At 30.4% G+C, this 21717-nt stretch carries 22 protein-coding genes and 1 tRNA gene; 7 read left to right on the top strand and 16 right to left on the bottom strand.

Going from position 1 to position 21717, the window contains the following annotated elements:
* The 6 genes from AC8IGH_RS02735 to AC8IGH_RS02710 all read right to left on the bottom strand — a co-directional run.
* On the bottom strand, positions 1-1094 hold a 1094-nt coding region (locus tag AC8IGH_RS02735; protein ID WP_507419186.1), incomplete at its 3' end, for a CaiB/BaiF CoA transferase family protein.
* Between the two features lie 2 nt (positions 1095-1096).
* Entirely contained in the window at positions 1097-1879 is a 783-nt protein-coding gene (locus tag AC8IGH_RS02730) for an enoyl-CoA hydratase/isomerase family protein (protein ID WP_507419185.1), read from the bottom strand.
* Positions 1880-1882: 3 nt separating this feature from the next.
* Complete coding sequence (locus AC8IGH_RS02725; protein WP_507419184.1) at positions 1883-3163, bottom strand: TRAP transporter large permease; 1281 nt, start codon at positions 3161-3163, stop codon at positions 1883-1885.
* Positions 3164-3643 carry a TRAP transporter small permease gene (locus tag AC8IGH_RS02720; RefSeq protein ID WP_507419183.1) on the bottom strand — a complete coding sequence of 160 codons (480 nt, stop codon included), beginning with the start codon at positions 3641-3643 and terminating at the stop codon, positions 3164-3166.
* A 19-nt stretch (positions 3644-3662) separates the two neighbouring features.
* The gene (locus tag AC8IGH_RS02715; protein WP_507419182.1) at positions 3663-4643 is read right to left on the bottom strand and encodes a TRAP transporter substrate-binding protein; all 981 of its coding nucleotides are present in this window, start codon (positions 4641-4643) and stop codon (positions 3663-3665) included.
* A gap of 61 nt (positions 4644-4704) precedes the next feature.
* Positions 4705-5880 carry a pyridoxal-phosphate-dependent aminotransferase family protein gene (locus AC8IGH_RS02710; RefSeq protein ID WP_507419181.1) on the bottom strand — a complete coding sequence of 392 codons (1176 nt, stop codon included), beginning with the start codon at positions 5878-5880 and terminating at the stop codon, positions 4705-4707.
* Positions 5881-5919: 39 nt separating this feature from the next.
* Here AC8IGH_RS02710 and AC8IGH_RS02705 point away from each other — a divergent pair, with 39 nt between their 5' ends.
* Positions 5920-8829 (top strand): FAD-binding and (Fe-S)-binding domain-containing protein, encoded by a 2910-nt coding sequence (locus tag AC8IGH_RS02705; RefSeq protein WP_507419180.1) that lies wholly within the window; start codon positions 5920-5922, stop codon positions 8827-8829.
* Here the strand turns inward: AC8IGH_RS02705 and dusA are convergent, their stop codons facing one another.
* The 5 genes from dusA to dctP are packed head-to-tail and all read right to left on the bottom strand — an operon-like array spanning position 8830 to position 13989.
* Entirely contained in the window at positions 8830-9825 is a 996-nt protein-coding gene (gene dusA, locus AC8IGH_RS02700) for a tRNA dihydrouridine(20/20a) synthase DusA (protein ID WP_507419179.1), read from the bottom strand.
* On the bottom strand, positions 9812-11125 hold the full coding sequence (locus AC8IGH_RS02695; protein WP_507419178.1) for a malonyl-CoA decarboxylase domain-containing protein: 1314 nt from the start codon (positions 11123-11125) through the stop codon (positions 9812-9814). The genes dusA and AC8IGH_RS02695 overlap by 14 nt, the downstream gene beginning before the upstream one ends.
* 7 nt (positions 11126-11132) lie before the next feature.
* Positions 11133-12443 (bottom strand): TRAP transporter large permease, encoded by a 1311-nt coding sequence (locus tag AC8IGH_RS02690; protein WP_507419177.1) that lies wholly within the window; start codon positions 12441-12443, stop codon positions 11133-11135.
* A gap of 3 nt (positions 12444-12446) precedes the next feature.
* Complete coding sequence (locus AC8IGH_RS02685) at positions 12447-12947, bottom strand: TRAP transporter small permease (protein ID WP_507419176.1); 501 nt, start codon at positions 12945-12947, stop codon at positions 12447-12449.
* A 43-nt stretch (positions 12948-12990) separates the two neighbouring features.
* On the bottom strand, positions 12991-13989 hold the full coding sequence (gene dctP, locus AC8IGH_RS02680) for a TRAP transporter substrate-binding protein DctP (RefSeq protein WP_507419175.1): 999 nt from the start codon (positions 13987-13989) through the stop codon (positions 12991-12993).
* A gap of 73 nt (positions 13990-14062) precedes the next feature.
* On the opposite strand from dctP, the gene AC8IGH_RS02675 reads away from it, so the two are divergent.
* On the top strand, positions 14063-15223 hold the full coding sequence (locus tag AC8IGH_RS02675) for a CaiB/BaiF CoA transferase family protein (RefSeq protein ID WP_507419174.1): 1161 nt from the start codon (positions 14063-14065) through the stop codon (positions 15221-15223).
* Here AC8IGH_RS02675 and rpoZ read toward each other — a convergent pair whose 3' ends face one another.
* Entirely contained in the window at positions 15224-15688 is a 465-nt protein-coding gene (gene rpoZ, locus AC8IGH_RS02670) for a DNA-directed RNA polymerase subunit omega (RefSeq protein ID WP_507419173.1), read from the bottom strand.
* Between the two features lie 109 nt (positions 15689-15797).
* Here rpoZ and AC8IGH_RS02665 point away from each other — a divergent pair, with 109 nt between their 5' ends.
* Together AC8IGH_RS02665 and AC8IGH_RS02660 are read left to right on the top strand one after the other, a co-directional pair.
* The gene (locus AC8IGH_RS02665; protein WP_507419172.1) at positions 15798-16667 is read left to right on the top strand and encodes an NAD(P)-dependent oxidoreductase; all 870 of its coding nucleotides are present in this window, start codon (positions 15798-15800) and stop codon (positions 16665-16667) included.
* A 10-nt stretch (positions 16668-16677) separates the two neighbouring features.
* Entirely contained in the window at positions 16678-17286 is a 609-nt protein-coding gene (locus AC8IGH_RS02660; RefSeq protein ID WP_507419171.1) for a pyridoxamine 5'-phosphate oxidase family protein, read from the top strand.
* Here the strand turns inward: AC8IGH_RS02660 and AC8IGH_RS02655 are convergent.
* On the bottom strand, positions 17283-17801 hold the full coding sequence (locus AC8IGH_RS02655; protein ID WP_507419170.1) for a gamma carbonic anhydrase family protein: 519 nt from the start codon (positions 17799-17801) through the stop codon (positions 17283-17285). The two genes, AC8IGH_RS02660 and AC8IGH_RS02655, sit on opposite strands and share 4 nt — an antisense overlap.
* A gap of 41 nt (positions 17802-17842) precedes the next feature.
* Here AC8IGH_RS02655 and AC8IGH_RS02650 point away from each other — a divergent pair, with 41 nt between their 5' ends.
* Complete coding sequence (locus tag AC8IGH_RS02650) at positions 17843-18397, top strand: thioredoxin family protein (protein ID WP_507419169.1); 555 nt, start codon at positions 17843-17845, stop codon at positions 18395-18397.
* 4 nt (positions 18398-18401) lie between these two features.
* Entirely contained in the window at positions 18402-19499 is a 1098-nt protein-coding gene (locus tag AC8IGH_RS02645; protein WP_507419168.1) for a glycosyltransferase family 4 protein, read from the top strand.
* Here AC8IGH_RS02645 and AC8IGH_RS02640 read toward each other — a convergent pair.
* Complete coding sequence (locus AC8IGH_RS02640; protein WP_507419167.1) at positions 19489-20400, bottom strand: glycosyltransferase family 9 protein; 912 nt, start codon at positions 20398-20400, stop codon at positions 19489-19491. The two genes, AC8IGH_RS02645 and AC8IGH_RS02640, sit on opposite strands and share 11 nt — an antisense overlap.
* A gap of 29 nt (positions 20401-20429) precedes the next feature.
* Between AC8IGH_RS02640 and AC8IGH_RS02635 the strand changes: the two genes are divergently transcribed.
* Positions 20430-20828 carry a DUF6165 family protein gene (locus AC8IGH_RS02635; protein ID WP_507419166.1) on the top strand — a complete coding sequence of 133 codons (399 nt, stop codon included), beginning with the start codon at positions 20430-20432 and terminating at the stop codon, positions 20826-20828.
* Here the strand turns inward: AC8IGH_RS02635 and AC8IGH_RS02630 are convergent.
* Together AC8IGH_RS02630 and AC8IGH_RS02625 are read right to left on the bottom strand one after the other, a co-directional pair.
* Positions 20825-21622, bottom strand: a complete 798-nt coding sequence (locus AC8IGH_RS02630) for a nitrilase-related carbon-nitrogen hydrolase (RefSeq protein ID WP_507419165.1) — start codon at positions 21620-21622, stop codon at positions 20825-20827. The genes AC8IGH_RS02635 and AC8IGH_RS02630 overlap by 4 nt on opposite strands.
* Before the next feature lie 15 nt (positions 21623-21637).
* Positions 21638-21714 (bottom strand) — tRNA-Met (locus AC8IGH_RS02625).
* Positions 21715-21717: the final 3 nt, after the last annotated feature.

Below are 21717 nucleotides of genomic sequence, written 5' to 3'. Positions count from 1 at the left end.
GCTTTAGATTTGTCAGATTTTGATTTTGAAAATTTAATTGGCATACCAATTGATTTAAATTTACCTGCTTTTAAATTTTTAACTTCAATAATCATCTCTCTATGTTTTGTTTGAGAGTCTTCAAACATTTCTTCGATAGTATTAATTGGTCCACAAGGTAACCCTTTTTGATTAAATACTTTTAACCATTCATCGGATGTTTTTTTTATCATCTCTTTATTTAAAATTTCAATAAGTGACTCTAAGTTTTTCATGCGATTAATATTACTATTAAATCTTTTATCTTCTTGTAAATCTTTTCTTCCCAAAGCATCAATTAGATTTATCCAGTTATTCTGATTAGATGCACCAACTGTAATCCATTTATCTTTTGTTTTAAAAGCTTGGTAAGGAGCAGTTAATGGATGTGCAGAACCCAAAGGTCCTGGTGATTTTCCAGTTGCACTAGTGATGGCAGATTGCCAGTATGTATGAATAATTCCAGCTTCGTATAAAGAAGTATCAACTCTTTGCCCCTCACCAGTTTTATCTCGATGAATTATTGCAGCAAGTACTCCAGTAGCTCCTAATATACCAGCAGTAATATCTGTGATAGGCGCACCGACTTTCATTGGAGGTTTGTCTGAGCTTTCTCCTGTAATACTCATAAGTCCTGACATTCCTTGCGCCACTAAATCAAATCCTCCTTGATCAGCATATGGTCCTGTTCTTCCATATCCTGATATTTCGCAAAGAATAATTTTAGGATTTATTTTTTTAAGTTCTTCATAACCAATTCCTAATTTTTCTAAGGTTCCTTTTCTAAAATTTTCAATGACCACATCTGCTTTTTTTGCCATTCTTTTGAAAACTTCTTTTCCTTCTTTAGTTTTTAAATCTAAAGCGAAACCTTTTTTATTTCTATTCATGGTCATAAAGGCTGCAGCTTCTCCATTAATTTCAGGGGGTGAGAAGCGTCTAGTATCATCACCGTCAGGAATTCTCTCAATTTTGACAACATCAGCGCCGAGATCTGCGAGCAAGAGACCACAAGTCGGTCCAGCCATTATTTGTGCTAATTCGAGGACTTTAATGCCATGAATTGGTCCTGGCATAATTATTTATTTTTAAATTTTGGCTTTGTTTTATTTAGAAATGACTTATAGCCAATATTGAAATCCTCAGTATCATAACATTCATACCCTCTATCATTTATTTTATCAGTAATTTTTTCATTATTTGAAATCTCTTTTGAAAATTTTTTATGCCATCGGGCTACTAACGGAGCGCCATCTGCAATTCGATATGCAGTTTCGTAAGCCTCTTTTTCTACATCATTATCTGAAACAATTCTGCTAACTAAACCTTTTTGCAATGCCTCAGTTGCATCAAAAACCCTTCCCTCTAATAAAATTTCTAGAGCTACGTTTTTTCCAACTAAATTAATTAAGGGTTGCATTTCTCTTGGAGCCATTGTTAAACCTAATCTATTAATTGGTACTCCAAATCTTGATGATTGACCGCAAATTCTAATATCACAACAAGAAGCTATTTCTAAACCCCCACCTACACAAATACCCTCGATTAATGCAACTGTTGGAATAGGACAATTTATTATAGCTGCTAAAGTTGAATGTAAAAACTTTCCATAATCTTTTGACTGTTTACTGTTTGACCTCTCAGTTTCAAATTCTCCAATATCATTTCCAGGTGAAAAAGATTTTCCACCTTTTCCTCTTATAATAATACATCTTAAATTTTTATTTATAGATAATTTTTTAAATCTAATCCCTAATTCTTTCCACATTGGCTTTGTTAGTGCATTTAGTTTTTCAGGTCGATTTAATGATAACTCAATTATATGATCGTTAATTTCTTTTTGTATAATTAATTTTGACATTTTTTATCTATAAAAATAATTTACCAAAGACATTGGTACTATAGGAACGTAAGTTGAAAGTAATAATACAAAAACTAACACACCCACAAAGAAAATATTAACTTTAGATGCTGCCCACATATCAGTTTTTGCTATAGAACAGGCTACTGCAAGAACACTTGCAACTGGTGGTGTTTGTTGGCCGATGGCCAAATTTAAAGTAACAATAATACCAAAATGAACAGGATCTATGCCTAAGCTAGTGATTAAGGGCATAACCACAGGAACAACTAAAATAATTGCAGCTGCTGAATGTAAAAAGAAACCAATAATAAATAAAAAAATATTTAATATTGCTAATATTAAATATTTATTATCTGTCAGTGTTGTTAATGATAAAGCAATTTTTTGTGGAATTTGTTCTATTGTTAAGAATTCACCTAACAACATTGAGGACGCAACTAATAACATTACAGTCGCAGTTTGAGAGCCTCCTTCAATTGTTGCATCAAAAAATTGTTTTAAGTTAAATTCTTTATAAATTATTGCTATAATTAATGCCGCTACTACTGCTAAACCAGCGCCTTCTGTAGCTGTTACAAATCCACCAAATATTCCACCTAAAATTATTATTGGTAATGTAAAAGCAAATGCAGCATCTTTTGCAGTTTTTTTTAAATTTTTAATATTAAAAGCTTCTTCAATTGGTAAATTTTTTCTTTTTGCATAAATATAAGATGCTGCCATCATTAAAAAACCACCTAAAAATCCTGGAATAAATCCTGCAACAAATAATTGCTCCACTGAACAACCTGCTATGACCGCATATAGAATCATTGGAATAGATGGTGGAATTATGATTGCAAGGGATGATGCGGATGAAACAACTGAAGCGGCATATTCTGACGAATAGCCTTTATTTTTCATTGCTGGAATTAAAATTGAACCTAATGCTGACGCATCGGCTACAGCCGAGCCAGATATTTCAGCAAAAAACATTGATGTTGCAATAGTAATCATACTTAAACCACCTTTAATAAAACCTACTAAAGCTGAAGCAAAGGCAATCAATCTTCTTGAAATACCAGAACTATTCATTATCGCTCCTGCTAAAATAAATAATGGGATAGCAATCAACGGAAAGCTTTTTGCTCCATTAAACATAGCAAGAGCTGTGTTAATCAAATATTGTGGTCCAGTTTTTGCAACCATCGCTACTATCGTTGCAACCGCTATACTTATCGCGATAGGAATATTTATAAAAAGTAAAAATAATAAAACTACAAACAATAATAATACTAACATTTAATCTTTCATTGTTTGTTCATACGATTGTTTATAAGAAAAAAACTCAGAGAAAATAATTAAAATAGAAGAAACTGGAATTACTGATTGTACAAAAGATTGAGGAATCCAATCTAGAGTTACTAAAGTATCTCCACGTAAAGCAATAATAACTTTAGTTCCATAATAAGATAAAATTATAAAAAATAGTAAAATAATTATTTTAGAGAGAACAAATAAAATTTTTCTAATATCTTTTGGAAAAACTTTAATTAAGGTAGGCATTCCGATGTGCAAACCTTTTAAAGAAGCATAGGCGGAGCCAAAATAAGTAATCCAAGCAAGTTGAATTCCTGCGACTTCATCATACCAAACTAAAGAATGACCAGACCATCTAAAACAAACTCCCACAACTACAGTTACTGATAAAAAAATCATTTGCAAAAATAAAAAATATTGCAAATATTTATCGTATGCTTTTACTGAAAAAGCAGAGATCATTTTAATGTCAAACTAAGAATTACTTAGTTTTAGCTAAATCTAATATTTTTGAAACAAGCGTTGATCCAGATTTAACATCTGTAGCAAATTCTTTATAAATTGGATCACTTGCTTTAACAAAAGCATCTCTATTTGCAGTGTTCACTTTAACACCAGCATCTTTAACAACTTTTAATAAAGAAACTTCCATTTCAGCAGCTCTTTTATATACAAACGGCTGAGTATCTTTTGCAGCTTGTTCTATAATTTTTCTTACATCTTCCGGTAGTTTATTCCAAGCATCTTTATGCACTACAACAAAAGCTGGGGTGTAAACATGGTTTGTTACACTTAAAAACTTTTGTACTTCATGAAATTTTGCGCTTGTAATTTGAGTGTAAGGATTTTCTTGTCCATCAATTGTTCCTGTTTTAAGAGCTACAAAAACATCTCCAAATGCCATTGGAGTTGGATTTGCTCCATATGCTTGGAACATTTTTACTCTCCATTTTCCTTCAGGAACTCTTAATTTAATTCCTTTTAAATCATTTGGTACATCAATTGGCTTTTTGTTATTTGTAATTTGTCTAAATCCATTTTCCCAGACAGCTAAGACTTTGTATCCAGTTTTTTCTTCTAAATTTTTTGAAAGGATTGGATTAACCACATCTTTTGTGACTTTAGACATGTGATTTCTATCCTTAATAATATATGGCATTTCAAAAACTCCAAACTCATCATGAACTGTGGACATAAATGTTGATGGAAGCGCCATTTCTAATGTTCCAAGTTTAACTTTTTGCATCATTTCTTTGTCGCTACCTAATTGACTAGAACCAAAATTTACAACTTTAGCTTTCGAACCTAATTTACTATTGGCAAGTTTTGCAAAATGTTCAGCTGAATCATTAAATAAAGATCCTGGCTCTCCAACGTGACCAATTTTAATTTCAAGTGCACTAACTGAAAAACTTACAAGACAAAATGAAATAATAACTGCAAAAAGTTTTTTTAATAACATTGTAGTATCCCCTTATTTTTAATTTTATTAAGATTATAGTAACTAATTAAACTAACAAAATCTACTTTGAAAGATAATCCATAGCAGACAATATTCCGCCAGATTTGAATGGAATCTTAGATTTTTTAAGACCCATTTCCACTCCAGCTAGTGCTCCAAGTAACATAAGGTCATTAAAATCACCTAAATGACCAATCCTAAAAACCTTACCTTTAATTTTATTAAGACCCATACCTAAAGACATATTATAATCATCTAAAATAATTTTTCTTAAATTATCTGCATCATGACCTTCTGGTAGCAGCACTGCGGTAATAGTATTTGAATATTCTTCAGGGTTTTTTGCTAAAATTTCTAATCCCCAAGCTTTGACTGCAATTCTTGTAGCTTCTGCAAGTTTTGTATGACGTTTAAATACATTTTCTAATCCTTCTTCCATTAACATATTTAATGCTTCATCAAGTCCAAAAACTAAATTAGTTGCAGGCGTATATGGAAAGAATCCATTTTTATTATTTTCCAACATTGGTTTCCAATCCCAATATGCTTTTTGCATAGTTGATTTTGAATGCGCATCTAATGCTTTTTGACTAATAGCATTAAAAGAAAGTCCTGGTGGTAATAATAATCCTTTTTGTGATCCTCCAACTGTAACATCAACTTTCCACTCGTCATGACGATAATCAATTGATGCTAGAGATGAAATAGTATCAACTAATAAAAGCGCTGGATGCTTTGCGCTATCCATTGCTTTTCTAATCTTGCTAATATTACTCACAACTCCAGTTGCTGTTTCATTGTGAAGTACAAGCACAGCTTTTATTTTGTGAGATTTATCCTGACTTAATTTTTGTTCAACTATTTTTGGATCTGCTCCATGTCGCCAGTCGCCGGGAACAAAATCTACATCTAAAGATAATTTTTTTGCTTGTTCTGCCCATAAAAAAGAAAATTGCCCTGTTTCGAACATTAGTATTTTATCTTTTGGATTAAGAGTATTTACAATTGCTGCTTCCCAAGCACCAGTTCCAGAGGCTGGAAACATAACCACAGGCTGAGTTGTTTTAAAAATACTTTTAATTCTATCTAAAACTCTTTTTGCAATTTCTGCAAAATCAGGACCACGATGATCAATTGTTGGATAGCTCATTGCTCGCAACACTCGATCTGGAATATTTGTTGGTCCTGGAATTTGTAATAAATGTTTACCTGGTCTTAAAGAGTTCGATTTTGACATAAAGCTATATATAATTAATTTTGAAAAAATTGATTAAATATGAAATTAAATCAAAATACAATTTCAAAAATAGGAAAAGAACTTCAATCTCTTGTTAAAGGAGAGGTCTTATTTGATGAATTTTCAAGAGGGCGATACAGCACTGATGCTTCCATTTATCAAATAACCCCTATTGTCGTAACAATTCCTAAAGATACTAATGATGTATTAAACATTCTTGAATATTGTAAATTAAATCAACTTCCTATCTTACCGCGAGGAGCTGGCAGTTCACAATGCGGTCAAACGGTTGGTGAATGTATTGTTCTCGATTATTCAAAATTTCAAAATCAAATCTTAGATGTAAATTTAAATGAAAAAACAGCATGGGTTCAGCCTGGATTAGTGCTTGATCAATTAAATGCGCATTTAAAAAAATATGATTTATGTTTTCCGGTTGATGTATCTACTAGTAGTAGAGCAACGATTGGCGGAATGACAGGAAATAATAGTTGTGGATCAAGGTCGCTTTATTATGGCAACATGGTTCATAATGTTGAGGCCGTAGAAGCTATTCTTGACGATGGATCACTTCATACGTTTGAAAATATTAATAAAGATTATCTTGTCACTAAAAATAACCAGAATAGACAATATAAAATTATAGAAGAACTTATTAGAATTTATCAGAATAACAAACAAGAAATAAACGAAAATTTTCCTAAAACCCAAAGACGTGTAGGCGGATATAATCTTGATCTTATTAATCCAAATGGTTTTAACGCTTCAAATATCTTAGTTGGGTCAGAAGGTACATTATCACTATTTAATAAAGTAAAAATAAAACTCTCCCCCATTCCAAAGCAAAAAATGTTAGGACTTTGTGCATTTCAAAACTTTAGACAAGCAATGGAAATTACTAAAGAAATTGTAAAATTAAAACCAACGGCCGTTGAATTAATGGATGACAACCTTTTAAATCTTGCAAAAATGATTCCAATGTTTCAAGGGTCAATAAAAAAATACTTTCAAGGTAACCCTCAAGCCGTATTAATGGTTGAATTTATTGATGACAATTTAAATGAAGTAAAAAATAAAATTAAAGATTTAGAATATTTAATTCTTTCTCAAAATAAAAATAATTCTTTTTCATTTTATGAAAATTTAGCTGATCAAAAAGAAATATTTGAGATGAGAAAAGCTGGCCTTAACATTTTAATGTCACTTAAAGGAGATAGAAAACCAGTTGCCTTTATCGAAGATTGCGCTGTTTCGCTTGAGCATCTTGCAGATTACACAACAAGATTAAACGAAGTATTTAAAAAATATAATACTAGTGGAATGTTTTATGCGCACGCTTCTGTTGGTACATTACATGTAAGACCAATTATTAATATGAAATCAGATAAAGATATTAAAAATATGCGAAGTATTACTGAAGAAGCATTTCAAATGGTTAAAGAGTATAAAGGTGCTCACTCAGGCGAACACGGTGATGGTATATTACGCTCCGAATTTCATGAAATGATGTTTGGCAAAAAATTAGTAAATGCTTTTGAGAGTGTGAAAGATTTATTTGATCAAAAAAGTATATTTAATCCACATAAAATTGTCAGATCTTACAAGCAAAATGATAGGTCTTTAATGCGTTACAAAGCAGATTATAAGACTGAAAAAATCAACACTCATTATGACTGGTCTAATTGGGGAGAATTTTCCGATGCAGTTGAAATGTGCAATAACAACGGCGCCTGCAGAAAATTAGACTCAGGCGTCATGTGTCCTTCTTACAGAGTAACTAAAGAAGAAAAAAATTTAGTAAGGGGTAGAGCAAACACATTACGTTTGGCGCTTTCCAATCAATTGCCAAAAAATTCTTTTGTTTCAAAAGAAATGTTTGAAACCATGGAATTATGTGTAGGTTGCAAAGCGTGTCAAAGAGAATGTCCGATGAGTGTAGATATTTCAAAAATGAAAAGCGAATTTTTGTTTCATTACTACAAAAAATTTTCAATGAAATTAAAAGATAAAATTATTTCAAATATGCCAAAAAATATTTGGTTTATTAAAATGATTGCGCCAATTTTTAATAAAATTAAGAATATTCCTTTAATAAACAATCTTATCGAATGGTTACTTAATCTTTCAACAAAACGAACTATGCCAGAAGTTCAAAATATTAATCCTCTTAAAGATATTTATTACTCCCAAAAAAAATTCTCTAAAAAAGTAATTTTGCTTGCAGATACATTTAATATTAATTTTGAAATTCAAAATTTAATTTATGCGATTAAAGTTCTAAATAAATTTGACTATAAAGCTATTATTCCGAATTTTGATGATTACAATTTGAAAAGACCTTTATGTTGTGGAAGAACCTATATTTCATATGGGCAATTAGATAAGGCGCAAGCTGAAATGCAACGTTTTACAAATTACATAATTAACAATAATCATATTTCAACACCGATTGTCGGCATTGAACCTTCTTGTCTACTAACATTTAATGATGAGTTTAAATCTTTAAAAAATATTGAAAATAAGGAAAAAATTACAAATAAGTTTTACTTAATTGAAGAATTTATATTAGAACAATTAAAAGATGGTAAACAAATACTAGCAAATAAATTTTCAAATAATGTATTAGTTCACGGACACTGCCATCAAAAATCTCAAGACAGATTAAAAGGACTGTTAGAACTATTAACTATACTAAATATCAAACATAAACCAATTGAAACAAGTTGTTGTGGTATGGCAGGATCTTTTGGTTATGATGTCAAAAATTATGATATTTCGAAAAAGATGGCTTACTTAACTTTAATACCAACAATTAAAAATGAGATTAAAAGTGATGATATAATAATTGCGAATGGGACAAGTTGCAGACATCAGATTTCTGATTTTTCAAACCAAAAACCGCAACATATATCTCAATTATTATTTAAATTATTTGAGACAGTAAATTAATCAATTTTTTTGAATAATATTAACTGAATTATGCTTAACAATATCTAGCATATAATTGACTTTACTAATGTCAGCATCTCTTACGAGCATATTATCACTTAAATATCTTTTCCAATAATTAGCACCACTAATTCCGTGAAATAAACCAACAGTATGTCTCATAACTTGGTTAACACGCGTTCCTTTCTTAACTTCAGTTAAACAATATTCTACAATTTTTTTTACTATTTCTTCACGAGTTAGAATATTTTCATTATTAAATATTTCTTTTTCTATATCCGCTAAAAAGTAAGGTGAATGATAAATAGATCTGCCAATCATTACCCCATCTACATTATTTAAATGCTCTTTGATTTGTTCTGTAGTTGAAATTCCTCCATTAATAATAATTTCTAAATTAGGATTATTATCTTTTATTTGTTTTACAATTTCATAATTCAATTTGGGTATTCTTAAATTATCTCTAGGACTCAAGCCTTTTAAAATAGCTTTTCTTGCATGTAAGATAACTGTTTTGACTCCAGTGCTTGCAATTTTTTTTATAAATTTATCTAAATATTCAAAATTCTCAACATCGTCAAAACCAATTCTTGTTTTTACCGTAACTGGTAATTTCGTTGCATTCACCATTCCAAATAAACACTCTGCTACTAAATCTGGTTCTTTAATTAAACAAGCACCAAATTTATTTTTTTGAACCTTTTTACTAGGGCAACCTAAATTTAAATTAATTTCATCATAATTATAATCTTCTGCAATCTTTGACGACTCTGACAATTCTTTAACTGAAGATCCACCTAGTTGAAGCGCTACAGGTTTTTCAAACTCGTTAAATTCTAAAACATTTCGTTGCTTTCCTTTTAAGATAGCGCCGGTTGCTACCATTTCTGTATAAAGCATTACATTTTTACTTATTAATCTTAAAAAATATCTGTCGTGCCTATCGGTGCAGTCCATCATTGGTGCAACACAAACTTTTCTATTAATTTTTGACATAGACCTTTAAGTTCTCAGAGAATGAAATTTTACCACTTTTAACAAAATCTTCATGATTTTGAATTATTTTTTCAAGTTCATAATGATAGTTTACCATTATTCCAAATGACTCTTTATAGCCATTTATTGAAAGATTTGCATTTAACAAAATATCGTAAAGTGTTGCTCCATTATTAAAGTGAAAATAAGCTACAGCATTTAAAGGTCTATTATCTTTTTTTTCATTAACTAAATAATGATAAACTAACTTTTTTAATGGCTCTCTAATCTCTTCAAATTTATACTGATTATAATTAATATCTCCCTGTTCTTTTAAAAAAGATAGTTTTCTTATATCAAAACTTTTTAATATTTTTTTAATTTTATCATCAGATTGATGAATAAACCAATTTGCAAATCCAGGTATTGGAGAAAGAGTAAAAAAATTTTTAATTTTTGGAAATTCTTGTTGAATTTGAAACACAACTCTTTTTATTAAAAAATTACCTAAAGTAATTCCTTGTAAACCTTTGCTTGCATTGCTAATTGAATAAAAACTGGCGGTATCGTAATCGGATAAATTAGAAATCTCTCCTTCGGTAATCTTTTGAATAGAATTTGCCACACCTTTTGTTAAAGCAACTTGAACAAAAATTAATGGCTCTTTGTCAACAATGGGGTGGAAATAAGCAAAAAATAGCCGATCATTTTCTAATCTTCTATAAAGAGACTCGATACTTTTAATCTCATGAACTCTTTCATACTTAATTATTCTTTGAAGAATGTCAGAGTCAGTATCTTTTTGAATTCTAACTAACTTTAAAAAACCAGGATTAAACCATGATCTAAATAAATGTTTAAAATCATTATCTAAAGTTTGTAATTTTTCGTTTTTTGCTAAAAAATATAGTAAATCTTCTCTCATATGAACAAGGTACTGCGTTCCATTTGGAGCTAAATTTAATCTTCTAATTAATTCTTGTCTTTTTCCTTCAACTGCTAGATTTAAATTTAATAAATTTTTTTCGTTATTGCTGTCGATAAAATCCCTGCAAGCTTTATTAATTGTAGAATAATCAGGTCTATATTTTTTGTTGAAAACTAAAAAAAATTTTTCTTTTTCTTCTAAACTAAATTTTTCATAAATTATAAATATTTCTCTTGCTATAGTAATCCCCGAAACTACTCCACTTTCTGAAATAAGTTCATCACACAAATCGACTAAATGATCGACTGTATCTTTTTTTTTTACAAATAAATCTGTGACTAACTTCTTACCTTTATCTGCAATAAGAGTTAAAAAATTTTTTAAACCTAACATGTAGGTTTTATTTCATGACAGCCTTTGGAAGCCAAGTAGCAATTTCTGGAAAAATACAAAGAAGAACTATTTGTAAAATCATTAATAATACAAAAGGAAAAGATCCTTTTAATATTTTTCCTATAGAAATATCAGGAGCAATCCCTTGTATTACAAATAAATTAAGTCCAACTGGAGGTGTTATTAGACCAATTTCCATATTAATTGTCATTATCACACCAAACCAAATAGGATCAAATCCCGCACTAGTTAAAATTGGATATAATATAGGTGCAGTCATTAAAATAATTGCAACTGGAGGCAAAAAACATCCTGCAATTAATAAAAATATATTAATATAAAGCATCAATAACCATTTGTTTGAAGCGATGGAAACCAACTCATTGGCAAGAGATTGTGTCACATAAAGATTTGATAAAATAAAACTAAATAAAAAAGATGCTGCAATAATTGTCATCAGCATCACACTTTCTGACATGGCCTCAGTAAGAATTTTCCAGATATCTGTTGGTTTGTACATTTTATAAACTACTGCAACCAGTATAACGCTGATTAAAGCTCCGACAGCTGAAGCTTCATTTGGTGTTGCAATGCCCCCATACAAGACATAGAGAACCCCAACAACCAAAAGTACAAAAGGAATAATTTTAGGTAATATTTCAAATCTCTCTTTCCAAGTATATTCTTGAATTTCAACTTTCTCAGTACCCTCACGATTTATTCTTGCATAAATATAAGCCCAACCCATAAATAAAGCTGTAAGCATAATTCCTGGAATTATTCCTGCGATAAATAATTTCCCAATGGATGTTCCTGTTGAAATTCCATAAATAATCATCGTGATACTTGGAGGAATTAAAATTCCTAAAGTTCCTCCAGCGCAAATTGTTCCTGTTGAAAGTTCTGCGGAATAACCTCTTTTTCTCATTTCAGGAATACCCATTTTTCCGATTGCAGCGCATGTTGCTGGAGACGAACCACAAAGAGCAGCAAAAATTGAACAAGCTCCCAAATTTGACAATACTAAACCGCCTGGAACTTTATTTAACCAACGATCGAGTGCTGAATACAAATCTTTTCCAGCTGGTGATGCCGCAACTGCTATTCCCATAAGTAAAAACATAGGGATTGTAACAATTCCAAAATCTTGCAATCCATTAAAAAATTGTTCAGCAACAAGCGGAACTCTACCAACTCCTTCGATTACTAAGAAGAAAGCAGTTGAAACAAGTGCAAGGCCAAAAGCTATAGGTATTCCCGTTGCAAGAACTGCAAATGTAGCAACCATAATCCAAACTGAAAGCATTAAAGGAGACATTTTTTAATTTTTCTCCATTTTTTCATATTTATAAATTACTGAAAAAATATCAGCTAAATACTGAAGAACCGTTATTCCCATTCCAATAGGCAAAAACATATAAACTTTCCATAGTGGAAAACTCCAAATGGTTGGAGTTCTTAAATTTTTAACCCATGCGTGACTCGTTAATTGTATACTTGAATAAAGAAGAACCACTAAAAATAATAATGACAAAACTGCAGCTACAAGTGCTAGGATGTTTTTGCCTTTTTGATTTAAATAATAAGGAATAAGATCAACGTTAACGTGGCCTTTCTTCATTAAAACATAAGGCGCTCCAATAAAAGTTGCCGCTGCTAATGAAAAAATTACATACTCTGTTTGCCAAACGGTAGACATTTTAAAAAGATATCTAACTATAACCATCTGTGTGGTAACTAAAACCGCAGATGCAATTAAAGCTGTAGAAATAACCCCACAAATTTTAGAGAGAGAATGAACAAATCTTATAAATGTGAACATTTATAAAAAGCCGGTGGATTTTTAATCCACCGGCTAATTTAATTTATTTAACTGCCAAAGCTTTTGCGATTAACTTATCACCGCCTTTAACTTTTTCTGCAAACTGTTTGTATGAAGTTTGTTTAGCAATTGCTAACCAAGCTTTATAATCAGCTTCAGTCATTTGAACTACTTGCACGCCTTTTTCTTTAAATACTTTTTCCATGTTAGTATCTAATCCAGCTGCTGCTTTAGTCATGTAAGCTTCTGCTTTTTTACCTGCTGCAATAATCGCTTCTTTTTGCTTGTCATTTAATTTATCAAATGATTTTTTTGACATTAGGACTGGCTCATACATAAACCATAAAGCAAATTTTCCTGGAGGAGTAATACATTTAACTTGTTCAAAAAGTTTAAATGATACAAAACTTTCTGAACTTGTATTAACACCAGTTAAAACTCCACTTTGTAATCCTTGATAAACTTCAGAACTTGCCATTGAAGAGATAGAAGCGCCTGCTCCAACTAACATTGCTTCAAACATTTTTCCAGCTGCTCTTGTGACTTGTCCTTTTACAGATTCTGGATTTGTAATACATTTAGTTTTTGAAGCAAATCCACCCGCAAGCCAAGCATCGGCTAATACGATAACTCCGTCATCATTCATGATTTTTTTTATATCTTTCATGAATGCAGATGTGTTTAATCTTGCTGCATGAGAATGGTTTTTAACTAAACCAGGCATCAACGTCGCGCTGTAAGCTGGTTGAAAACCAGAAGCGTAATCCAACGGTAAGGATGTGATATCTAATTGTCCTTCAACTAAAGGTTTGTATTGTTCCATGGCTTTATAAAGTGATTGCCCTGGATAAACTTGAATTTTTACTCCAACATTTGCTTTTTCAACTTCTTTTGCAAGAATTTGAACCATTTCATCTCTAGCATCACCTTTTCCACCTGGAAATTGATGAGATGCTTTTAAAACGATCTGAGCAAAAGAGTTGCTTGATGATAGTAAGAAAAAAATACTAACAACAATTGATAGGTACTGTTTCAGTTTCATGATCTTCCTTTAAAATTGTTTGAGGAAATATTCTGATTTGAATGTTGTTCTTTGTCAATGTAATATTCTGTAGATGAAAAATAATTCAGGACCATTAAAGGGTATTATAGTCCTTGATTTAACAAGGGTTTTGGTTGGTCCTTATTGCACTATGGTTCTATCGGACCTTGGTGCTAGAGTAATAAAAGTTGAATCTCCCGAAACAGGAGACGACAGTAGAAGTTTTGGTCCATTTATTAAAGATTATTCAGCTTATTTTATGTCCTTAAACAGAGGCAAAGAAAGTATTGCTCTCAATCTAAAAAACAAAGACGATAAAAAGATATTTGAAAAAATATTATCCAAAGCTGATGTATTAGTTGAAAATTTCAGACCTGGAACATTAGATAAATGGGGATACTCTTGGAATATTTTAAAGAAAAAATATCCAAAATTAATTTACGCATCCGCTTCAGGATTTGGACAAACAGGACCTTTAAAAAGTTTGCCAGCTTACGACATGGTTGTTCAGGGGATGGGTGGCCTTATGAGTGTAACAGGACAGCCTGATGGAAAACCAACAAGGGTTGGAACATCAATTGGTGATATTACTGCAGGTCTTTTTACGACAATTGGGATTAATGCAGCTTTATTTGATAGAGAAAAGACAGGCAAAGGTACAAAAATTGATGTGTCGATGCTTGATTGTCAAATTGCAATCTTAGAAAATGCAATCGCAAGATATTTTAGTAATGGTGAGATTCCAAAACCTATGGGTTCACGTCATCCCTCAATAACACCTTTTGAAGCTTATAAAACAAAAGACAGTTTTATTATTATTGCAGCTGGTAATGATAAATTATTTGAAAATCTTTGTAATGCCTTAGGTTGCAAAGAATATGTTAAAGACGATAGATTCTTAAGTAATAAACTTAGAAACACAAACGCTGAAGATTTAAAATCAATCTTAGAAAAATATTTAATAAATGATGAAACTGAAAACTGGATTAAACTATTTACTAAAATGAATATTCCATGTGGTCCAATTTATAATATTAAGCAAGCGGTAGAAAATCCGCAGATTTTATTTAGAAATATGATTGTAAGCTCTAATCATAAAAAAATTGGAAAATTTAAAATGGCTGGAAATCCTATTAAAATGTCTAATTATAAAGACCCTAAAACACGTGGTGAAATTCCTGAGCTAAACCAGCACAGGAAAAAGATTTTAAAAGATTTTAAAATTAAAATTTAATTAAGCTTTATCTTCTGTAGATTCTTTTTCAGAAGCTGTGTCTAAGGCTATATCATCATCAAGATCATCATCGTCTGCCTCAATAGCTTCATTTTCTGCTCCAGCTTTAGGTTCTGGAATTTTTCTAGATCTTTTAGAAGGAAGTATTGCTTGTCCTGATTTTGAAACTTCTCCTTGATATAAATCTTCAAAAGAATCGCCATCTGGACTATCAAAATCTTCTTGCTCAACAGCGTCATCTGGATGATCCCTCATACGATCAATTGTTGATTCCTCTAAATCTTTTATTGATACCTTTTTTTCTGCAATTTCTCTTAAAGACAAAACTGTTCGTTTATCGTTGTCCACTGGCACAAGCGGGGCATCCCCCACTCCTAATTGTAAAGTTCTTTCTTTAGCCAGAATGACTAAATCGTATTGGTTATCAACTTGCTGTAAACAGTCCTCAACAGTTACTCTTGCCATAATTTGAATTGACCCTTTTAATCTTAATGCTTAAATAAATCAAGTTTTTATATAGATTTAGAATAAATTTATAACAGATTAATTTAACAACTTATTAGTAGGAGTATAAATGGCTAAAGTTACTTTTTTAGGTCTTGGTGTAATGGGTTATCCCATGGCGCGTCACATTGCAAAAGCAGGTCATGACGTTACAGTTTATAACAGAACAACTGCAAAAGCTGAAAAGTGGGTTAAAGAATTTGGTGGAAAATTTGCTAAAACTCCAAAAGAAGCAAGCAAAGATTCTGATTTTGTATTTTGCTGTGTTGGTAATGATAATGATTTAAAAGAGGTAACATTAGGAACTGAGGGTGCGTTCCATTCTGTTAAAAAAGGAGCAGTATTTATTGACAACACTACTGCATCAGCAAAAATTGCTCGAGAATTATTTAAGGCTGCAAAAGAAAAAGGATTTGGTTTTTTAGATGCTCCAGTTTCTGGTGGTCAAGCTGGCGCTGAAAATGGTCAACTTACCGTAATGATTGGGGGTGAAGATAAAGATTTTGAAAAAGCTCAGGATGTCATTAAATGCTATAGCAAAAAGATGAAAGTACTAGGGCCTGCAGGAAGTGGTCAACTTGCCAAAATGGTTAATCAAATTTGTATCGTTGGATTAGTTCAGGGTTTATCTGAAGGAATTCGATTTGGTCAAAATGCAGGACTAAACATGGAAGATGTTATTGAAGTTATATCAAAAGGCGCCGCGCAATCTTGGCAAATGGAAAATCGATACAAAACTATGATTCAAAATAAATTTGATTTTGGTTTTGCAGTTGATTGGATGAGAAAAGATTTAGGAATTGCTATGGAAGAAGCAAAAAATAATGGTTCTGATCTACCGATAACTAAAATCATAGACGGTTATTACTCCGACGTACAAAAAAATGGTGGTAATCGATTTGACACTTCAAGTTTAATTACTCGACTTAAAAAAAAATAATTTTTTAAGAGTGATTAATAATATTCCAGATTATTATAATAATATTAATTTAATATTAGATGAGATTTGGATTCTTTTACAAAAAGGAGTCTCAGAAAGAGAAGAAGATTTCAGATTACCGGTAGTTATTATTAATTCTGAAGAAGGTGCGGATGGAAGAATAGTTGTACTACGTGGTGCCTTTAAAGATAATAATATTTTAAGATTTCATACTGATTATAGATCTCCAAAAATTGATTATTTAAAAAAAAATAAAAAAATCTATTTCGTATTCTACAGTAAAAAAAGAAAAATACAGGTTCGTGCTGAAGGAATTGCAACAATTCATAAGAATAATGAAATTACAAAACAAGCTTGGACTAAAACACAAATGATGAGCAGAAAATGCTATCTATCTCCTCAAGCTCCTGGTGATCTAATTAATGAATCTGCTTCTGACTTGTCAAAGGATATGGGTGGCAATCTTCCAACTCTTGAACAAAGTGAATCTGGCTATAAAAATTTTTGTGTTGTTGAGAGTAAAATTAAAAGTTTTGAATGGCTTTATTTAGCATCCCAAGGACATAGACGGGCTAAATTTATTTTGGATGAAAACAAAAGTACTTGGTTGGTACCTTAAATTTTTTTAAGATCTTTTACGTATCTCTTCCAATTATCAATGTAATGCTGAGCGTTTTCAGTAATTGCCTTCTTTTCTTGCTCAGTAACTTGTCTAATTACTTTGCCAGGACTGCCCATAACTAAAGAATTATCAGGAATTATTTTTCCTTCAGTAATTAAACTATTGGCACCAATAATGCAGTTATTTCCAATAACACTATTATTCAAAATTGTTGAACCAATACCAATTAAACTGTTATCCATAATCGTACATCCGTGTAACATAACTAGATGACCAACGGTTACCATTTTACCTATTTTTAATGGATACCCCTTATCAGTATGCAAGACGCTATTGTCCTGAACATTACTGCCCTCACCCACAGTAATATTTTCAATATCTCCTCTAATAACTGCATTGAACCAAACACTAGAATCATTTTTTAAAGTAACATCGCCAATTACATTTGCTGATGGGGCGATCCAATAATTTTTATCGCCAGTTATTCTTTTATTACCTAGTTCAAAAATCATGTTATATTCATAACAAATATTCCAAATAGTAAAATAAAATTATGTCTCTCACTGAAACGCCAGTGTGTAATTTTGGAGAAAAAATTAAAGATTTTAAATTAATATCAACGAATGAAACGTTGATTTCTCTTAAAGACATTAAAGGTCAAAACGGAACTTTAATCATGTTTATTTGCAACCACTGTCCTTACGTAAAAGCTATAATTAAAGAATTAGTAGATGTAACTAACAAAATATCAAAGTTTGGAATTAATTCAGTTGCGATAATGTCAAATGATGCAAACAATTATCCTGAGGATAGTTTTGAAAATATGAAAAAATTTTCAAAATTAAATAATTTTAAATTTTCATACTTATACGATGAAACTCAAGAAGTTGCTCGTAATTATGGAGCAGTATGTACTCCTGATTTTTTTGGATATAATAAAAATAGTGAATTGCAATATCGCGGCAGAATTACAGAAATGAAAAATCTTAAACCAACATTAGAAAGAAAAAATGATCTTTTAAATGCAATGGAATTAATAGCCAAAACTTCAAATGGTCCAAAACAACAGTATCCAAGTATGGGATGTAATATTAAGTGGAAAAAATAATTAAATGATTATTATAACTACCAGAAGCTATCCACCTGAACTTGGTGGAATGCAAAATCTAATGGGCGGTCTTGCAGTTCATCTAAACGATCTTCACCCAATTAAAGTTTTAGCAGACTCATTTTCAGAAGATCAAACTTATGACAAAAAAAATAACTTTGAAACTAATAGAATGGGAGGACTTAAAATATTAAAAAAATATAGAAAATTTAATCTTCTCAAAGAATTTATAAAAAATAATTCAGTTAAAGCTATAGTTGCTGACCACTGGAAAAGCATTGAGTTAATCACTGAAAATATTTCAAATAAAATTCCAATCTTATGTCTAATCCATGGAAAAGAAATTAATCATTCACTAGGAAGTTTTACAAACAAAAGATCTGTTATCTCATTGACCAAAGCTAAATTTATTGTTGCAAATTCTTTATTTACAAAAAACTTAGCAATTGAAAAAGGTTGTAATCATGAAAAAATTCATGTGATAAATCCTGGTATCAACGAACCTCAATCTATACTCTCTGAAATAGATCTTCAGGCTAAAAATATATTTAAAAATTCTGATATCAAAATCATCACTGTTTCAAGATTTGATAAAAGAAAAGGGATAGATTTTTCTTTATTAGCTTTAAAGAATATTCAAGCAATTTATCCAAATTTTAAATATGTGATTGTTGGAAGCGGAGATGAAGAAGAAAATTTAAAAAAAACTACTAAAGCTCTTAATTTAGAAAATAATGTAGTTTTTCTTAAAAATATTAGCCTTGAACTAAAGAACGCTCTGCTAAAAAACTCAAATATTTTTTTAATGCCAACAAGAATTGAGGGGACTTCAGTTGAGGGATTTGGGATTAGTTATATTGAAGCAGCAAGTTATGGGATACCATCGATTGCCGGTAAAGATGGTGGAGCTCCTGATGCAGTTAAACATAATGAAACAGGTTTATTATGTAATGGGTATGACCACTCTGAAATTTACGATGCATTAAAAAATATTATTGAAAATAAAAAATATTTAGAATTTGGAAAAAATGCAAAAGAATTTTCTAAACAATTCTATTGGAAACAAATAATTAAAAAATACGCAAATCTTCTTAACCTATAATAGAACTTTTAATTAAAGCATAAACTCTGTCAGCAAAAAGCGATCTTAAATCGGTAGTTTGTAAAGCAATAAATTTTTCTCGCTCAATTGAAACCTTTTCAGGGGTGGTATGAGGACCAAATAATGTAAAACCTTTAGCGCCTAAATGAGCCGCCATATGAGCTGGGCCTGTATCATTTGCAATAACTAAATGTGATTTTTTTATTAAAGATGCAAGTTCAAAAAAATTTAATGGTAAGTTATTATTTAAGGCAACTTTAATATTTAAACTTTTAGCTTCTTCTATTTCACCTGGTCCAGGAGCAACTACTAATTCGTATTGAGGATGGTTTTGTTTTATTAAATTTATTAATTCAGAAAAATAGGGCCATCGTTTATGAATTAAATCTTTAGAACAAAAAGGAAAAAATAAAATATATTTTTTATCACTATCAAGATTATAATTATTTGCATGTTCTGCTGCCCAGCTAAAATCAGGTTTTAAAGTGTAATGAGTTTGGATATTGGATTTTCTTAACTGTTCATCAAATCTTTGTAATACTGAATTATTATATTTATTTAACGGAATATCTTTCGAAGATGACCAGTCTTTTATATTAAAAAGAAATTTTCTGTAAAAATTTGTTCTGTTTGAATTTTGTAAATCGTAAACCTTATTAAAACTTAAAGAATTTATGATTTTTTTTAATCTTAAAAGATAAAATATATTATATCTAGGTAATCTCTCATCTTCTAAACAGTCATCAACATAAGGACAATTTTTAAACAAATTTAAATATTTAGAAGTAGTTAGAATTATAATTTTTTCATTCTTATGATGATCTCTTATATCTCTTAAAGCTCCAGAAATTTGAACAACATCACCAAGAGATCCAAGTTTTATTATTAAAATATTTGACATATATTATAAAAGAACATTATTGATTAATTATGAAAATTACAAAAAAAATTTATTCTGAGATATCCGCTGGAGAATTATTTGATAAAATCTCAATTCTTGAGATAAAAAAAAATAAAATCAAAGACAAAACTAAAAGAAATATTGTGTTAAAAGAACTAAGCTCTTTACATGAAACTGTTGATGAAAATATTGAAAAATCTAAATCACTTACAAAATTATATAAAAAACTTAAGTCAATTAATCTAAAACTGTGGAAAATTGAAGACGATATTAGAGATTGTGAAAGAAAAAGAAATTTTGAAAATAAATTTATAAAACTTGCAAGAGCAGTATATTTTACTAATGATGAGAGATCACGAGTTAAAAATAAAATTAACAGCCTAACAAAATCAAATATCTCTGAAGTAAAAAGCTATAAAAAATATTAATTAGATTTAAGACTTGGAATTTTAGCTCTTAACTTATTTGGAAGATTTTCATCAATTCTAGCAATAATAAAACCTTCCCCCTTTTCTTTTTCTTTCAATATTTCTCCATCTGGAGAAATTATTAAAGAATGACCAAATGTTAATCTATCGTTGTAGTGCCTTCCTGTTTGTGCGGCTGCAAATATATAAGAAAAATTTTCAATTGCCCTTGCTTTTAATAATGTGTGCCAATGTTTTTCACCTGTTGTTTTTGTAAAGGCTGAAGGAACGGTCATAAAAATTGCTCCTTTTTTTGCAAGTTCTCTATATAAATTTGGGAAACGTACATCATAACAAATACTAAAACCCATTAATCCCCATGGCAATCTTGCTAAAACTTTTCTTTTTCCAGCTAGAAATTTTTTAGACTCTTCGTATTTTTCTTTTTTTGAAAGTTTAACATCAAACATATGAATTTTATCATAATAGTTTGTAATCTTTCCATTTGGATTAAAAAGAACGGATCTATTTGCTAATAATTTTTTAGATAATTTAATTGGTAATGATCCAATCAAAATCCACTTTTTATAACTTTTGGAAATCTTACTTATTGATTCTAAAAAAAAATTATTATTCATATCTTCTGCTTTTTCTAGAAGCTCATTATGATCTAATGTAAATAAAGAGGTATTTTCAGGAGTTATAATTAAATCAGCTTTTTTCTTAATAGAGTTAATTATTAAATCTGTTGTTTTTTCTAAGTTAGCAAAAACATTGTTATCCGATGTAAGTTGGATACACGAAACGTTAAACATAAATTATAAAATATTTGGTAGCGGGAAGTGGGATCGAACCACCGACCTCAGGCTTATGAGTCCTGCGCTCTAACCAACTGAGCTACCCCGCCATA

Origin of the sequence: Candidatus Allofontibacter sp., from assembly GCF_038145245.1 — a bacterium.
In the GTDB taxonomy this organism is placed as follows: domain Bacteria; phylum Pseudomonadota; class Alphaproteobacteria; order Pelagibacterales; family Pelagibacteraceae; genus Fontibacterium.
This window is presented reverse-complemented; position numbering and strand designations above follow the sequence as displayed.

Coding starts and splice junctions, on each gene's coding strand:
- dctP (WP_507419175.1), bottom strand. CDS start 13,989: ATGAAACTGAAACAGTACCTATCAATTGTTGTTAGTATTTTTTTCTTA.
- AC8IGH_RS02725 (WP_507419184.1), bottom strand. CDS start 3,163: ATGTTAGTATTATTATTGTTTGTAGTTTTATTATTTTTACTTTTTATA.
- AC8IGH_RS02710 (WP_507419181.1), bottom strand. CDS start 5,880: ATGTCAAAATCGAACTCTTTAAGACCAGGTAAACATTTATTACAAATT.
- AC8IGH_RS02705 (WP_507419180.1), top strand. CDS start 5,920: ATGAAATTAAATCAAAATACAATTTCAAAAATAGGAAAAGAACTTCAA.
- dusA (WP_507419179.1), bottom strand. CDS start 9,825: ATGTCAAAAATTAATAGAAAAGTTTGTGTTGCACCAATGATGGACTGC.
- AC8IGH_RS02640 (WP_507419167.1), bottom strand. CDS start 20,400: ATGTCAAATATTTTAATAATAAAACTTGGATCTCTTGGTGATGTTGTT.
- AC8IGH_RS02635 (WP_507419166.1), top strand. CDS start 20,430: ATGAAAATTACAAAAAAAATTTATTCTGAGATATCCGCTGGAGAATTA.
- AC8IGH_RS02720 (WP_507419183.1), bottom strand. CDS start 3,643: ATGATCTCTGCTTTTTCAGTAAAAGCATACGATAAATATTTGCAATAT.
- AC8IGH_RS02645 (WP_507419168.1), top strand. CDS start 18,402: ATGATTATTATAACTACCAGAAGCTATCCACCTGAACTTGGTGGAATG.
- AC8IGH_RS02690 (WP_507419177.1), bottom strand. CDS start 12,443: ATGTCTCCTTTAATGCTTTCAGTTTGGATTATGGTTGCTACATTTGCA.
- AC8IGH_RS02655 (WP_507419170.1), bottom strand. CDS start 17,801: ATGATTTTTGAACTAGGTAATAAAAGAATAACTGGCGATAAAAATTAT.
- AC8IGH_RS02650 (WP_507419169.1), top strand. CDS start 17,843: ATGTCTCTCACTGAAACGCCAGTGTGTAATTTTGGAGAAAAAATTAAA.
- AC8IGH_RS02715 (WP_507419182.1), bottom strand. CDS start 4,643: ATGTTATTAAAAAAACTTTTTGCAGTTATTATTTCATTTTGTCTTGTA.
- AC8IGH_RS02675 (WP_507419174.1), top strand. CDS start 14,063: ATGAAAAATAATTCAGGACCATTAAAGGGTATTATAGTCCTTGATTTA.
- AC8IGH_RS02685 (WP_507419176.1), bottom strand. CDS start 12,947: ATGTTCACATTTATAAGATTTGTTCATTCTCTCTCTAAAATTTGTGGG.
- AC8IGH_RS02730 (WP_507419185.1), bottom strand. CDS start 1,879: ATGTCAAAATTAATTATACAAAAAGAAATTAACGATCATATAATTGAG.
- rpoZ (WP_507419173.1), bottom strand. CDS start 15,688: ATGGCAAGAGTAACTGTTGAGGACTGTTTACAGCAAGTTGATAACCAA.
- AC8IGH_RS02695 (WP_507419178.1), bottom strand. CDS start 11,125: ATGTTAGGTTTAAAAAATTTTTTAACTCTTATTGCAGATAAAGGTAAG.
- AC8IGH_RS02665 (WP_507419172.1), top strand. CDS start 15,798: ATGGCTAAAGTTACTTTTTTAGGTCTTGGTGTAATGGGTTATCCCATG.
- AC8IGH_RS02630 (WP_507419165.1), bottom strand. CDS start 21,622: ATGTTTAACGTTTCGTGTATCCAACTTACATCGGATAACAATGTTTTT.